The sequence below is a fragment of the Faecalibacillus intestinalis genome (assembly GCF_015097455.1).
Taxonomy (GTDB): domain Bacteria; phylum Bacillota_I; class Bacilli_A; order Erysipelotrichales; family Coprobacillaceae; genus Faecalibacillus; species Faecalibacillus intestinalis.
This window is the reverse complement of the sequence record NZ_AP024085.1, coordinates 2,254,163-2,269,655: the sequence shown is the minus strand read 5'-3', so window position 1 is coordinate 2,269,655 and position 15,493 is coordinate 2,254,163. Positions and strand designations below refer to the sequence as shown.

Here is a 15,493-nt window from a genome sequence, read left to right as displayed (position 1 = left end):
AATGGAAAGAAAAGAAATACTTGTAGCAGACAAGATTACAAAAATATATGGAATTGGAACAAAAACACTTTATGAAGCTTTACATGAAGTTTCACTAACAATGTATGAAGGTGAATTTGTGTGCATTATGGGACCTTCTGGGGCTGGTAAATCGACCTTCATTAATAACCTTTCAACTATTGATATTCCTACAAAAGGAAAAGTCTTTATTAATGGTAAAGAAGTACGTGTTATGTCAGAAGGGGAAATTGGTAAGTTTAGATATGAAAATTTAGGTTTTATTTTCCAAGAATTTAACCTCTTAGATAGTTTAACTATTTTTGAAAATATCGCTGTACCACTAACTCTTGCAAATGTGGATAAAAAAGAAATTACCAAAAGAGTCGAAGAAGTTGCTAAAAAACTTGATGTAGCGCAAACTCTTGATAAATATCCTAATGAATGTTCAGGTGGTCAAAGACAAAGAGTAGCTATTTGTCGTGCTTTAGTTACTAATCCTAAATTGATTGTTGCTGATGAACCAACTGGAAATCTTGATAGTAAAAACTCTCATGAAATTCTTTCTTTATTTAAAGAACTTAATGAAAAAGAAGGTGTCTCTATTTTAATGGTAACACATGATAGTAAGATTGCTTCTTATTCTTCTAAACTATTATATATTAAAGATGGAATTATTGATCGTACGATTGAAAGAGAAGGATTATCACAAAAAGAATATTTTTATAAAATAGTTGATATTAATTCAAGTGAATCACAAGAACTTTTTGAATAATGGGTATCATTAAACTTGCATTTGTTTCTTTAAAGAAAGAAAGGTCAAAAAGTATCTTTTACTTTTTGACCTTTCTTCTTACAACTATTTTTATATTCTCTTTTTTTAATCTTACGTTTAATCCTTATTCAGGCATTCATTTGGGAAAAGATGATACAACCTTTGTGACGCCCATTGCAGTCTTTGTTATTGTTATTGCTATGCTTTGTGTTTTTCTCGCAAATAACTTTTATGTTTCTAATAAAGGAAAAGAAATTTCAATTATTTTGATGTCAGGAGCAAGTATTTATCAATTAGGCTTCTACTTATTCTTACAAGTCTTTACGATTATGCTTTGTGCGATTCCTTTAGGTCTTGTTTTAGGTTATTTACTCATTCCATCGATCAATTCATTATTTATGATGACTTTTAAATATAGCGGACAGCTTTTCTATTTATCAAGCCAAACTTTTCCAGCAACATTTATGATTCTTGCTTTTGAAGTTATGTGGTGTTCTATGTTGAATTTGGGGTATTGTGTTAGAAGCACGATTAATTCTATGATTCATGATAAAAATAAAATAGATTTAAGTGGTTTAAAAGGTCCACAAATTACGAGCAAAGTTTTTATTATTCTTTATTTTGTGCCAATGGTTTTATTCTTATTTGTGAAAGATTCAACTTCTTATATGTTTATAGCTTTATTTGGTTTAATAGGAATATCAGGGCTTATTAAAAAAGTATTACCAGAATATATTCGAAAAAGGCAAAGAAATAATTCATTAGAGAATTCAAAAGATTTAATTTCATTAGGATTTTTTCATAGTGATATTCAAAAAATCTTTGGATTATTGCTGATTTCGTTGCTTTCCTCTGTTTTACTTACTTGTATTATCGTCTATACAATAAAACAACCACTTGTTTCAATGGTTGCTTTAATGTCTTATGTTTCAGTGATGATTTTAATGTCATTGACGATTGTTTTTAAAATAGGAATGGAGCTTTCTAAAAGAAAAGGTAATTTTGAAAATCTTTGTCGGTTAGGTTTTTCTCTTGAACAATTAAAAAGAATCATAAAAAAAGAAATGATTTGTTTCTATGGTGTTATTCTTTTACTTCCATTATCCTATCAAATCATTATCTTATGTAATTTACTTCTAAGAGCTAAAATTACGTTTTATTTATTTTTAATTATCTTAATTATACAAATTGTTCCTTTATTTATAAGCTATTTATTAAGTATCAAACTTTATAAAGGCATTTTACCAACTTCTATCATTATGGAAAAATAATTATTTAAAGAATCTTTTAAAAAAGGATTCTTTTTTCTTTACTTCAAAAGGATTACAAGGAGAGTCGGTCTTTAAATCATAAAATGTGACTTCTTGGTTTGTGGTTTCAAATACACAATAAGTAGGATGAGGGTACTGACCGCGAGGAAAAGTCATACTTCCTGGATTGATAAAAATTGTGTTTTCTTTTTTATAATAAGTTGGATTATGTGTATGACCAAAACAAACGACATCTAGATGATGATTGGAAGCATACGCTTCAAGTTCATAAGGGGATTCATCAATGTGGAAAAGATGTCCATGACAAATAAAGAATTTCAAATGATCAATATCCAGTGTTAAATCTTTTGGTAAATCAACAAAATCATTGTTTCCTCGAACATTATAGAAGTGATCTACTTCTAAAGAAGTATAAGGCATATAGATATCACCACAGTGAATATAATAAGATGCTGGATGATTTTTAATAAATTGTAATAGGGTTTGTTTGGTCATAGAATGACTATCGGATAAAATCATAATTTTCATAAATAACCTCCTTAAATATGTTATAATTATTTTATCATAAAATAAGAAAGTGAGGTATTTTATGTCAGCATTTATACAATTTAAAGATGTGAAAAAAACTTATAAAGTAGGAGATATTGAGATTCATGCCAGCAATGGTGTTAATTTTGAAGTCAATAAAGGTGAATTTGTGGTTATTGTTGGACCGAGTGGAGCAGGTAAAACAACGATCTTAAATCTACTAGGAGGAATGGACCAACCTACAAGTGGTTCAATTATGGTTGATGGTCAAGATGTTGCGCGTTATGATGAAGCAAAACTTACGCAATATCGAAGAGATGATATTGGTTTTGTGTTTCAATTTTATAATCTTGTGCAAAACTTAACAGCTTTAGAAAATGTTGAACTTGCTTCACAAATATCTAAAGATCCTTTAGATGAAAAAATGGTTTTAAAAAGGGTGGAGCTAGAAAATCGTATGAATAACTTTCCTGCGCAATTATCAGGTGGAGAACAACAACGTGTAGCAATTGCTAGAGCGATTGCGAAAAATCCTAAATTGCTTTTATGTGATGAACCAACGGGAGCTTTAGATTATTTAACAGGGAAAGCTATTTTAGCTTTGCTTAGAGAAATGTGTGATAAGTATAAAATGACAGTTATTGTGATTACTCATAATAGTGCTTTAGCCCCAATGGCAGATCGTGTGATTCATTTAAAAAATGGAAAGGTTGATCGAATGTTTTTAAATGAACATCCTCAACCTATTCAAGAAATTGAGTGGTAATAATGAAAAGAAATGCTTATGTAAAAAATCAAATAAGAATTATTAAAAAAACAAAAGCACGATTTTTATCTATTTTTTGTATTGTTTTTTTAGGAGCTTCATTTTTTGCAGGACTTCGACAAAGTCCTTTGATTATGAAAGAATCAATGCACGATTATTTACAAACATATAAATGGAATGATTTGAACTATATTGCAACATATGGTTTTGATGAATCTATTATTCAAAAAGTTGAAAAAGTAAAAGGAGTAGAAGCTGTTGATTATGGTTTTCGCTTTGATGCTTTAATGTCATATGATGAAAAAGCAAATATCGGGATGACAGTTTATAGTGATGATGATTTTTCAAAGGGGGTAGATCTACCTGAATTATTAAAGGGAAGATACCCTCAAAAAGATAATGAATGTTTGATGGATTATCAGTATATAAAAAAATCATCTTTGAAATTAAATAATCAAATTACTTTAGAAAATGATTATGGTAAAAAAGAATATAAAATTGTAGGAATCATTAATGATAGTCGTTATGTAAGTGATTTAGAAAGAGGTACAAACAGTTTAGGTGATGGGAATAATAGTGGGTTTATTCTTGTTTTAAATCAAGGAAATGAACATATGGCTGTTCCTGATGAATTGTTTGATTTACATGATCAAAAGACTTTTTATAATGATTTGCGTATTCATTTAAAAAATGAAAATCATTTATATGAATTTGATGATGATTATGATGAGTATGTAAAACCAATCAATAAAAAAATCAAAGCAATTTTAAAAGATTATAATCTTGATTTTTACAATCAAACAAAAGAAGATGCTTTGAATAAAATAGCTGATGGTGAAAAAGAGTATCAAGATGGTCTAAAACAATATCAAGAGGGAATGGATGCTTATCAAAATGGTATGAATCAATATCTTGATGGTAAAAAACAATATGATCAAGGATATCTTCAATATCAACAAGGCTTAAAAGAATACCAAAGTGGTTTAAAACAATATCAAGCTGGTTTAAGTCAATATCAAACAGGGTATCAAAAATACCAAGAAGGACTTAAACAATACCAAGCAGGTTACCAGACTTATTTAGATTATGTAGAAAAAGTTGATCAATATGATACATCTATCCAAACTGTTGAAGCTGCGTTAAGTCAATTTGGTGGTTATGAACAAGCTAAAAATATTCCAAGTGATTCACCTTATTATCAACAAGCACAAACTTTGATTGCAAGCTATGATCAATTAAAACAAAATGAATCACAAATCAATACTTTAAAAACACAATTACCTGTTATTAAACAAGAACTTGATCAAAATAAAACAGTTTTAGATCAAACAAATGCTCAACTTGTACAAAGTAAACAACAATTAGATACCTCAAATCAAAAAATAAAGGCTTCTAAAGCTCTTTTAGATCAAACAGGAATCAAACTTGCTGATTCTAAAAAACAATTAGACGAAGCTAAAAATACTTTAGATAGTAACTTACCACAATTAGAAGAAGCTAAAGTAAAATTAGATCAAGCACAAAGTGATTTAAATGAAGCTAAACAACAAGCAGCTGATTTACAAAAAGGAAAGATCATTACCTTAACTAAAAATGAAAGCGCAGCAATCTTAAGTTATAGTGGTAACTGTGATTCAATCTCAGCTTTATCAATTCTGTTCCCAGTGCTCTTTTTCTTAGTAGCAGCTCTTGTTTCAATGACAACAATGACAAGAATGGTTGAAGAACTAAGAGTACAAAATGGAACATTAAGAGCGTTGGGCTATAAGAAAAAAGATGTGATTATGCAATATTTGATCTATGCTTTTCTAGCAACATTCTTTGCTAGTAGTATTGGAATTGTTTTTGGAACATATTTCTTCCCAAGTATTATTTACTATTTATATCGTATTATGATGTTTGATATAGGAGCACCAACACGTATTATTTTTGAACTGGCAACATGTATACAAACATATATTATTTCAGTCGTGATTATTTTATTTGTCACTTTTATGGTCTGTTATAAAGAATTACAAGCTGTTCCAGCGCAAATTTTAAGACCGAAAGCGCCTAAGCTAGGGAAAAGGATATTACTTGAAAGAATTACTTTTATTTGGAAGAGATTATCATTTAATCAAAAGGTAACAATGAGAAATATCTTTAGATATAAAAAGAGATTCTTTATGTCTGTTATTGGAATAGCAGGTTGTACAGCACTGATCGTTGTTGGTTTTGGAATCAAGTATTCTGTTTCTCCACTAGCAAGCGAACAATATGGCAATATGTGGATTTATGATGGTGTTGTAAATTATAAAGATGATTTAACAGCAACGACAAAAAAACAAGCACAAGATGATTTTAAAGGGCAATCTCAAGTGAAATCAACAATGGGTATTTACAATAAAACGATCACGATTGATCAACAAATGGTAACAGTTGAAATTCCAAGTGAAACAAAAGATTTTGATCAATATATTCATATGATTGATTATCAAACAAGCAAGACTTTAAATCTTAAAGATGATGGTGTTTACATCAATGCAAAACTTGCTGAAATATTAGATTTAAAAGTTGGTGATCAACTTACATTATCATTAGATAATAAAGATTATAAAGTAAAAATTGCAGGTATTTATAAGCTTTATTTTAGACATTATATTTATATGTCTCCAAAATACTATGAAAACTTAACCAAAGATGAAGTTCATTATAATAGCCAATATTTTAAATTAAATAAAAAAGCAAGTGAAAAGAAACTTACAAATTATTGTGATCATCATGAAAATATTACTTCTATTCAATATGTTAGTGGTATTTCAGAAGGATTCTATAGTCAAATGGAAAGTTTAGATAGTGTTGTCTTTATTTTAATTGTTTGTGCAGGTGCACTTGCGTTTATTGTTTTATATAATCTAACAAATATTAATATTCAAGAAAGAAAAAGTGAAATTGCAACGATTAAGGTTTTAGGTTTCTATCCAAAAGAAGTCTATGATTATGTCTTTAGAGAAAACATTATTCTAGCCTTTATTGGTTCGATTGTTGGACTTGGTCTTGGTAAGATTATTCATGCTTATTTGATTAGAACGGTTGAAGTAGATATGGCGATGTTTATTAGAACAGTTAATATCAGATGCTATATGATTGCTATTATTTTAACAATGGCATTTACATTCTTGATTAATCTTTATATGCGAAGAGTTCTTAAAAAAATAGACATGGTTGAGTCTTTGAAAAGCATAGAGTAATCATAAATATTATTTAGGATTACGTAAAATTAAGGATTTTTTCAAAAAAAATTAAAAAAAACTGAATCTTCTAAATCCCTTGCTATGGTTGATATTCAAGGGATTTACTACTTGTATAGACAGGACAAAGGGTGGATTTTTAGTTGATTTTACGTTATAATACGTTTGTATTTGTTGAAAGGAGGAGACGAATGGAGAGAAATATTAAGGAAAGAGTTAGTCAATATGTAGATGAAAACAAAGTCAAAGAGAAGTTAACTCAGTTTTTCCAAGAAAAAATTGTCAATAGAAAAGCGATGTTTATACCTATTACAGGTGTTGCAACATTTATGTTAGTAGGATACGCTGCTGCTGATACAAAAGCACCAGAAATCACATCTGATCAAATTGAGGTTCCTTATGGAGAAAAATTTGATGTTGATACTGTAGATGTAACTGACAATCGTGATAGCAGAGATGACATTCAAGTAAGTGCTGATCTGGCATCATTAAATGTTGAACAATTAGGAGATTATAAGGTTACTGTAACAGCTACTGATTCATTTAATAATGAAACAACAAAAGAAGTTACAGTAAAAGTAGTGGATCAAGAAGGTCCAAAATTTGAAACTTTAGGTTCAAATGAAGGTTATGTAGTTGAAGTTCCTATTAATGGAAGTAGTGATTTATCAAGTTATGTAAAAGCATCTGATAATGTAGATGGTGATGTAACACCATTTATTGAAGCAGATAAAACTTTAGATACTTCTAAATTAGGGACACAAACAATTACATTAAAAGCCACAGATGTTTCAGGAAATGAAACAGAAAAAACAATTGATTTTGCTGTGACTGATGATGATGCACCAGTAATTACATTGAAAAATGGTGCAGATGTTACATTAAATTATGGGTCAGATTTTAACTTATCTGATTATGTAGATGTTACAGATAACTTTGATGGTGTCGTTCAACCTCAAGTAGAAGGAAGCATTGATAACCATAAAGAAGATGGTGTACAAACTTTAACAATTAAAGCAACTGATTCATCTGGTAATGAATCTTCTGCTCAATTGAATGTTGCTGTAAAAGATACAGAAGCACCAAAAATTTCTTTATCAAAATCAGAAGTTTCTGTAAACGTAGGAGCAAGTTTAGATTTATCTAACTACTTATCAAGTGCAACTGATAATAAAGATGGAGATGTAAAAGGAAAAGTATCAATTCCTTCTGTAAGTACTTCGAAAGCTGGTTCTTATACAGCTACTTATACAGTAAGTGATGCTGCTGGAAATCAAGGTAGTGCGTCATTAACTGTAAAAGTTAATGCGGTACGTACTTCTTCTAAAAAAGGTTCTGCAGTTACTAGTACTACTTCTAGACCAAATTATTACGGAACATCAGTTGTAGGTGCTGCCTATTCAAGACTTGGGTGCCCTTACGTATGGGGTGCTGAAGGACCAAATACATTTGACTGCTCTGGTCTAGTAAAATGGTGTTATGCTAAAGCTGGTAAATCTTTACCACATTCATCAAGTGCGATGAAATCATCTGGTACTGTAATCAGTATTTCGAGTGCACAACCTGGGGATATCTTATGGAGACCAGGACATGTAGCAATTTATATTGGTGGTAACCAATACATTCATGCTCCACAAACTGGAGATGTTGTAAAAGTTTCATCTGGTGTAAGTAGCTTTACATGTGCAATTAGACCTTAATATTAAAAAGTCGTGGAAAAATCACGGCTTTTTTTGTACTTTAAAAGAATATATTTTTAATAATGAATGAAACTAATTATTGATTGTTTGGGTATAATAAAATTGAAAAAAGATTGATAAATTCTACAAATTTGCATTTTTAAATAAAATGTGTTATAATAATAAACGGTTAAAAAATTCAAAAGGAGAACATTATGAAAACAGACATACAGACCAAGCTCAAAACATTGTTTGATGAGAAAATTAAAAACAGAAAAGCAATGTTTATTCCAATCGCTGGGGTAGCTGCATTTATGTTAGTAGGTTATGCTGGTGTGGATCATGAAAATCCTGAGATTGTATCAAGTCATATTCAAATTCCTTACGGTGAAAAGTTTGATACGGATGCAATTGATGTTGTTGATAATCATGATAGTAGAAGTGAGCTGTTAGTAGAAGCTGATGATGATTCCTTAGATGTTAAACAATTAGGAACATATCAAGTTGAAGTGCGTGCAACAGATCAGTTTAATAATACTGATGTTAAAACAATTCAAGTAGATGTTGTTGACGAAGAAGCACCAAAATTAAAAACGTTAGGTGCAAATGATGGATATTATATTGAAGTACCAGTTTATGGTAGTCAAGATTTATCTTCATATATTAAAGCAGTGGATAATGTAGATGGAGATGTGACACCATTTATCGAAAGTGATAAACAATTAGATACTTCAAAACAAGGAACACAAACAATTAATGTTTCAGTAAGTGATAATAGTGGTAATACAACCGAAGAAGCGTTTAAGTTCTTTATTGCTGATATGCAAGCTCCAGAAATTACTTTAAAATCAGGAAGTGATATTACAGTAGATTATGGTAGTGAATTTAAATGGCAAGACTATGTATCAATTAGTGATAACTTAGATACAAATATTCGACCTAAAGTAGAAGGAACAATTGATACTAAACAATTAAATCAACAAAAAGAAATGACAATTATTGCTACTGATGGCGCTGGTAATTCATCAAAAGTAACATTGAATGCTACTGTTAAAGATATTACTGGACCAAATATCGTTTTATCAACAAATAAAGTATCTGTTGATAAAGGAAGCAATGTTGATTTAAAATCATATATTACATCTGCCGTAGATAACTTAGATGGTGATATGAAAGATAAGATTTCATTCAATACAATTGATACTTCTACAACAGGAGTAAAGACAGTCACATATACAGGTGTGGATTCAGCAGGTAATAAATCAGAAGTACAATTACAAGTGGAAGTAACATTCTCTGGAGAAAGAATTGTTAATACAGGTCTTTCTAAAACAGGATGTCCATATGTATGGGGATCAACTGGTCCTAATTCATTCGATTGTTCAGGATTTACACAATGGGTATATAGACAAAATGGTATTTATATTCCAAGAACTTCATCAGAACAAAAAGCTGCTGCTAAAAAAGTAGTAAGTTTATCTGAACTTGAAGTTGGAGATATTTTATGGCGTTCAGGACATGTAGGAATTTATATTGGAAATGGACGATATGTTCATGCACCACATACAGGAGATGTTGTTAAAGTTTCTTCTGGTGTAGGTAAATTTACATGTGGACTTAGATATCAATAAAGGTTTCGATTTGAAACCTTTTTTTTTGCTTTTAAAAACGATATAATATATCTAAAGAGGGTGATTTTTTTGTATATTGCAACAAGTAGTCAATTAAAAAGATATGATCAAGCATTGTTGGATTATGGCTATTCAATTGAGCAATTAGTAGATAAAGCCAGTGATTGTTTATTGAAACATTTTGATAAGTATCAACATATTATGATTGTTTGTGGGCCAGGGAATAATGGTGCTGATGGGATTTCATTAGGAATTAAATTACACCAAGAAGGTAAAGAGGTATTACTTTGCTTAACGGGAAAAGAAGAAAAACTCAGCCAAGCAAATAGATATTATCTTGATCAAGCACAATCTTTATCGATAGAGTGTTTATTTGTAAGTGAAGAAACACTTGAAGAATTTCAAAAAAGTGTTCCACATTTTGATGTGGTAGTTGATGCATTATTTGGCTTTGGACTTAATAGTGATTTAAGAGGAATTGTTAAATATGTTGTTGATCTTATAAATAATATAGAGGTAGATGTTATTGCGATAGATATTCCTACAGGTTTAAATCCTGATACAGGAAAACCTTATAATAGCTGTATTTGTGCGTATCAAACAATAACGTTAACAGCTTATAAGCTTGCTTTTTTAAATCCAGAGAGTGAAATGTATACAGGGAAAGTCATTTTAGAATTATTAGACGCTAAATCTTTTCATGAAGAAATGCTATTTTCACAACCAGTTGATTTTAAATGGGCCAAATATCATATAAAAGAACGTTTATATGATGGACACAAAGGAACTTATGGAAGAATTATGCATGTAACAGGGTGCTATCATTATCGAGGAGCTGCACTTTTAGCAGCTAAAGCAGCTGTTTATACAGGAAGTGGATTAGTTACGGTTTGGTCTAATGAAAAAGTAATTGATGCATTGAGTTTGTTTTGTCCTGAGGCGACATCGTGTCAAAGACAGTATTTTGATGAACGTTTATTACAAGGAAAAGAGGCAATTCTTATAGGAAGTGGACTAGGTTTAAATGATGATAGTGAACGCTTTGTCTGTGAACTTTTAAGTCATACACAAGTTCCAGTTGTGATTGATGGTGATGCCTTGACCATTCTTGCAAAACACCCAGAATTATTAGAAAATCATCATTCCTCTTGGATTTTAACACCACACCATGGAGAATTTAAAAGATTTGTGAATTTTAACCAAACAAGTGAACTGGTGGATCAAGCGAATGCATTTGCAAAAAAATATCATGTTACCTTAGTTTTAAAAGGTCCACATACTCTTATTAGTGATGGAAATGAAACATATCGTATTATGTCAGGAAATAAAGGAATGTCATCTGCAGGTATGGGGGATACACTTGCTGGAATTATTAGTAGCTTTTTAGGACAAGGTTATTTGCCAAAAGATGCGGCTATTTTAGGAACGTATTTACATGGTTTATGTGGTGATGAAGTCTATAAAGAAAATTATACGGTTGTTGCTTCAAAAGTAATTGACCAAATTCCTCAAATGATGAAAAAAATGAAAAAAGATTGATTACGAAACGTGTTCGTTTCGTAATTTTTTTTACCTTTTTAAAAAATAAAAAGAAAAAGATCAAAAAATTGTCTATATAATAGTAGGAAAAATTATATGGACAAAGTACTAGAAATCACATCAAACGATCATATTATTATGATTAATAAACTCTGTAAAAGAATATTAGGACATCCTGAAATCTTAGGAAGAATCATTAAAGGATTTATTAAAGAAGCTGAGGGTGTATTTTTAGAAGAAATCATTGATGATGATATACTTAAATAAAGATCATAATATCAAAGATAAGTATGAAGATAGTGATTGGATAAAGACACCGTTAGTCATCTTTTTAAATAATACATACGATCTTTTAGTAAAAAAAGAAGTTATGAAAGAATATGGATTTGAAGAAATAGAGAAGGAAGTTAAAAAGATATGTAATTTAGGAGAAATGATAGCCAGAGAAAATATAGAAAAAGGACATTCTATGGGGATTGAACAAGGACAAAAGTTGGAAAGAATTACATTAATTAAAAATATGACGGAAAGTTTACAATGTTCCATGCAAAGAGCTATGGGTGTTTTAAAATTGACAGCTGATGAAATAAAAGATGTTGAAGAATATTTTAAATCTTAAAATCATAGGCGATATGAATTTCATATCGCCTATTTTCTTTTAATGATTGTTACATTTCTTTGACCATCATGATTGACACGATGTGAAAAGAATAAATCATTATTTTCATTTGTACAATAAGAAGAAACTTGAATATTTTCTTCTAAAACCCCTAAATTTAATAATTGTTGTTTATTTAATCCTTTATTGTCTAATAAATAATGAGTTTCATCTGTTTTTTGATAAAAAGGTGAAGTATCAAAGTTCATTTTCTTAACTTGATTAATCACATCATCTTGCACTTCTAAGTGCTTTTTAGAAAGACAAGGACCTATTAAACAATACATTTCTTTTGGATTACAATTTTCTTTTTCAATAAGATAACGAATTGTATGATCAACAATTTGTCTAACTGTACCAAGCCATCCTGAATGAATAGCACAAACGATTTTTTGATCTTTGCAATAAACTAAAATTGGTGTGCAATCAGCATGAAATGACAGTAAGAATAAATCTTTATCTTTCGTATAAGTTGCATCTACTTCATAGAGGTCATCTGTTTGTTTTAACATATTGGTACCACCATCTTTCATTAAAAAGACTTGTTTTAAATTGGTAGAATGTGTTTGTCTAGGGGCTACCATATGTTCTAAATCTGTATTTAGTAATGAAGCAAGTTCTTGTCTATTTTCTAATACTTTTAAATAATTTGGATTATTTAAAGAAATATCCCCTAATTTCCTAGTTGTTGTATATGCTTCTACATCTTCATGTAAATTCCATTTTATTAATTTCATTTGTTTCTCCTTTACAAAAGTCCAATTCTTTTTAATACATGACCATACCTTATATTAGGAGGTGTTATTATGAGTTGTAATTGTCAACAAAATACATGCTGTCAAGGACAATATGGAAACTTTGATAATAACGGTTATGCAAATTATTTTAATTCAAATATAGGAAATGGTTTTACTCCACAACCAATTATCGCTCCTAAGAAAGTATGTACAACATTTCAAAATCAATATGTAGAACAACCTATTATTTGTCCAATTGAATGTCGTCGCGTTAATAACATTGTTTATGTTCCACGTTATTACCCTCGCTATGAACAAACATGTTATACACAAACAAATCGTTACTAAAAATAGATGCTTAGCATCTATTTTTTTGTAAGTTCTTGTAAAAACTCATCATCTGGATCAATATAGATTGTTTTATAATTATCCAAAATTACTTTTCCTGGTTTACTACCTGCAGGTTTTTTGAGTGTTTTGACGAGTGTATAGTTTACCGGAACACTACTTGAATTTTTTCCTTTTGAATAGTATGCAGCAATTTTAGCAGCTAAACGAATCGTATATTCATCTAAATCTTGTGCTTTAACAATGACATGGCTTCCCGGCATATCTTTTGCATGGAACCACATATCATAACGATGCGCATATTTAAATGTTAAATAATCGTTTTGTAAGTTATTTTTACCAATATCGATTTCAATTCCATCTTTTGTAAGATATTGTTGAAATTGAGGACGTTTTTTCTTACGAATTGTATTTTTTTGTTTTTTCTTTTTTAAATATCCTTCGTTTTCTAATTCTTCTTTGATTTCTAAAGCATCATAATATGTTGCTTGTGACATAGCGGTTATTAAAGAATCGAAATATTCAATTTCTTTTTCAGTTAAATCAATTTGTTCTAAAAGAACATTGATTGAATTTTTAGCTTTTTGATATTTTTGATAATATTTTTGAGCATTGGCTTTTGGATCTAATTTAGGATCTAAAGTAATATCTAATTTTGTATTATCATAATAATTGTCAACAACAACATGAGTCATTCCTTTTTGTATTAAATGTAAAGAAGCATATAATAAATCTCCTTTAATACGATAATCATCGCTATTATGTGAATCATCTAAGGTTGCTTTTAATTTCTTTAATTTTGAAGTATTTTTTTGATATTCATTTTGTATAAATTTTAAAAGATTACTTGTTTGTTGTTTAATTCTTTCTTTTTGATCTATTTCATTAAAGTGAGTATCTAAACCATCAAATAAAGAATATTTTGAAGTTTCTCCTTGTAAATGTGTTAGTTCAATAACATGAAAATATTCTTTATCATTCACTTTAGTAATATAGAGATTTTGAGAATTTTCTATTTCTTTCATAATCTCTTTAAAAGATTCATCTTGATCAATACGATATAAGATTTCTTTAGATAAAATAGGAGACATTCCTTGATAGATTTTAGTAAGTTGGTTATCTTCTACAAATTCGCTTCTAAAAGGATCAAGTTTTTTTATCATTGGTGGTAATTGATAAAGGGCTCCGGGTTGTAAAAATCTTTCACTATTCATACTTGGTGAAATATGTTTAATACAATCAATGATTTTATCGTTTTGACCTACTAAGATAATATTTGAATGTTTACCCATCACTTCTACATAAAGAATATATTCAATATAATCACCTAATTCATTATGACAGCTAAAAGTGATTTTAAAAATACGATCCAAATCGATTTGTTCAATATCTTTAATATAACCACCTTCTAAAAGCTTACGATAAAGCATAGTAAGCGGATTAGGAGATTCTGGTGTTGGATAAGATAAAGATGTTAATTGAACACGTGCATACATTGGATGACTTGAAATCAATAACTGATAATTCTTTTTATTTGCACGAACTTGAAATAAAAGTTCATATTTTGATATTTGATAAATTTTATTGATACGACCGCCTTTTATTGTTTCTATCAATAAATTTTTTACTTGATGCATCATAATGCCATCATATGCCATAGTTATCACCCCAAAATACTATAACATATTTGAAATTTAATTGACATTATCTCTTTGTTATTGTAGAGTTATTTTTATAAAAAAAGGGGTGTGGAAGAATTGAAAAGAGGAATGTTAATCATTCTTAGTGGGCCTAGTGGTGTTGGAAAAGGAACAGTAAGAGAAGAATTGTTCAAAGATGATAGTTTAAATTTAAGTTATTCTATTTCAATGACAACAAGAAAACCTAGACCTACAGAAACAGATGGTGTGGATTATTTTTTTGTTGATGAAAAAAGCTTTGTTGATAAGATTGCTCAAGGTGGCTTATTAGAATGGGCAAGATTTGTAGGTAATTATTATGGTACCCCTAAGGATAATGTAGATCGATTATTAGACGAGGGTAAAAATGTCGTTTTAGAAATCGAAGTTCAAGGAGCATTGCAAGTCATGAAAAAATGTCCTGATGCATTGACTATTTTCTTGGTACCACCTTCATTAGAAGAATTAGAAAGACGTATTCGTGGTAGACGTACTGAAAGCGAAGATATCGTAAAAGAACGTTTGGATAAAGCACGTAAAGAAATTCAAACAAAAGATGAATATAAATATGTTGTAGAAAATGACGATGTTCATCTAGCGAAAGATAAAATAGCAAAAATTATTAAAGAACATCAAAAGTAACTGTTGGTTTTTA

Annotated in this window: 14 protein-coding genes; 11 read left to right on the top strand and 3 right to left on the bottom strand. The window is 29.5% G+C overall.

The genetic code is table 11. The annotated features are described in order from the left end of the window. The first annotated feature begins 1 nt into the window (after position 1). Together Fi14EGH31_RS12040 and Fi14EGH31_RS12035 are read left to right on the top strand one after the other, a co-directional pair. Entirely contained in the window at positions 2 to 772 is a 771-nt protein-coding gene (locus Fi14EGH31_RS12040; RefSeq protein WP_117481131.1) for an ABC transporter ATP-binding protein, read from the top strand. A 140-nt stretch (positions 773 to 912) separates the two neighbouring features. Next, the gene (locus tag Fi14EGH31_RS12035) at positions 913 to 2,043 is read left to right on the top strand and encodes an FtsX-like permease family protein (protein ID WP_200764850.1); all 1,131 of its coding nucleotides are present in this window, start codon (positions 913 to 915) and stop codon (positions 2,041 to 2,043) included. Here the strand turns inward: Fi14EGH31_RS12035 and Fi14EGH31_RS12030 are convergent, their stop codons facing one another. Further along, positions 2,044 to 2,571, bottom strand: coding sequence for a metallophosphoesterase family protein (locus tag Fi14EGH31_RS12030; RefSeq protein WP_200764849.1), 528 nt, complete (start codon positions 2,569 to 2,571; stop codon positions 2,044 to 2,046). A 61-nt stretch (positions 2,572 to 2,632) separates the two neighbouring features. Here Fi14EGH31_RS12030 and Fi14EGH31_RS12025 point away from each other — a divergent pair, with 61 nt between their 5' ends. From Fi14EGH31_RS12025 to Fi14EGH31_RS11995, 7 genes are all read left to right on the top strand, one after another. Further along, the gene (locus Fi14EGH31_RS12025) at positions 2,633 to 3,337 is read left to right on the top strand and encodes an ABC transporter ATP-binding protein (protein ID WP_117865140.1); all 705 of its coding nucleotides are present in this window, start codon (positions 2,633 to 2,635) and stop codon (positions 3,335 to 3,337) included. A 2-nt stretch (positions 3,338 to 3,339) separates the two neighbouring features. Then, on the top strand, positions 3,340 to 6,567 hold the full coding sequence (locus Fi14EGH31_RS12020) for an ABC transporter permease (protein ID WP_200764848.1): 3,228 nt from the start codon (positions 3,340 to 3,342) through the stop codon (positions 6,565 to 6,567). A 191-nt stretch (positions 6,568 to 6,758) separates the two neighbouring features. Further along, the gene (locus tag Fi14EGH31_RS12015; RefSeq protein ID WP_230311153.1) at positions 6,759 to 8,267 is read left to right on the top strand and encodes a C40 family peptidase; all 1,509 of its coding nucleotides are present in this window, start codon (positions 6,759 to 6,761) and stop codon (positions 8,265 to 8,267) included. 194 nt (positions 8,268 to 8,461) lie between these two features. Next, on the top strand, positions 8,462 to 9,877 hold the full coding sequence (locus tag Fi14EGH31_RS12010; protein ID WP_195933371.1) for a C40 family peptidase: 1,416 nt from the start codon (positions 8,462 to 8,464) through the stop codon (positions 9,875 to 9,877). Positions 9,878 to 9,946: 69 nt separating this feature from the next. Continuing rightward, entirely contained in the window at positions 9,947 to 11,416 is a 1,470-nt protein-coding gene (locus Fi14EGH31_RS12005) for an NAD(P)H-hydrate dehydratase (protein ID WP_195933370.1), read from the top strand. 96 nt (positions 11,417 to 11,512) lie between these two features. After that, entirely contained in the window at positions 11,513 to 11,683 is a 171-nt protein-coding gene (locus Fi14EGH31_RS12000; RefSeq protein WP_158548292.1) for a hypothetical protein, read from the top strand. Beyond that, positions 11,664 to 12,035 carry a hypothetical protein gene (locus tag Fi14EGH31_RS11995; protein ID WP_200764847.1) on the top strand — a complete coding sequence of 124 codons (372 nt, stop codon included), beginning with the start codon at positions 11,664 to 11,666 and terminating at the stop codon, positions 12,033 to 12,035. Before Fi14EGH31_RS12000 ends, Fi14EGH31_RS11995 begins: the two co-directional genes overlap by 20 nt. A 29-nt stretch (positions 12,036 to 12,064) precedes the next feature. Here Fi14EGH31_RS11995 and pgeF read toward each other — a convergent pair whose 3' ends face one another. Further along, entirely contained in the window at positions 12,065 to 12,811 is a 747-nt protein-coding gene (gene pgeF, locus Fi14EGH31_RS11990; protein ID WP_032089887.1) for a peptidoglycan editing factor PgeF, read from the bottom strand. A gap of 69 nt (positions 12,812 to 12,880) precedes the next feature. Between pgeF and Fi14EGH31_RS11985 the strand changes: the two genes are divergently transcribed. Beyond that, positions 12,881 to 13,159 (top strand): hypothetical protein, encoded by a 279-nt coding sequence (locus Fi14EGH31_RS11985; RefSeq protein ID WP_022001654.1) that lies wholly within the window; start codon positions 12,881 to 12,883, stop codon positions 13,157 to 13,159. 17 nt (positions 13,160 to 13,176) lie between these two features. Here the strand turns inward: Fi14EGH31_RS11985 and Fi14EGH31_RS11980 are convergent, their stop codons facing one another. Next, positions 13,177 to 14,817 (bottom strand): Rqc2 family fibronectin-binding protein, encoded by a 1,641-nt coding sequence (locus Fi14EGH31_RS11980; protein ID WP_022001655.1) that lies wholly within the window; start codon positions 14,815 to 14,817, stop codon positions 13,177 to 13,179. Between the two features lie 99 nt (positions 14,818 to 14,916). On the opposite strand from Fi14EGH31_RS11980, the gene gmk reads away from it, so the two are divergent. Continuing rightward, on the top strand, positions 14,917 to 15,480 hold the full coding sequence (gene gmk, locus Fi14EGH31_RS11975) for a guanylate kinase (protein WP_107030125.1): 564 nt from the start codon (positions 14,917 to 14,919) through the stop codon (positions 15,478 to 15,480). The last annotated feature ends 13 nt before the right edge of the window (positions 15,481 to 15,493 follow it).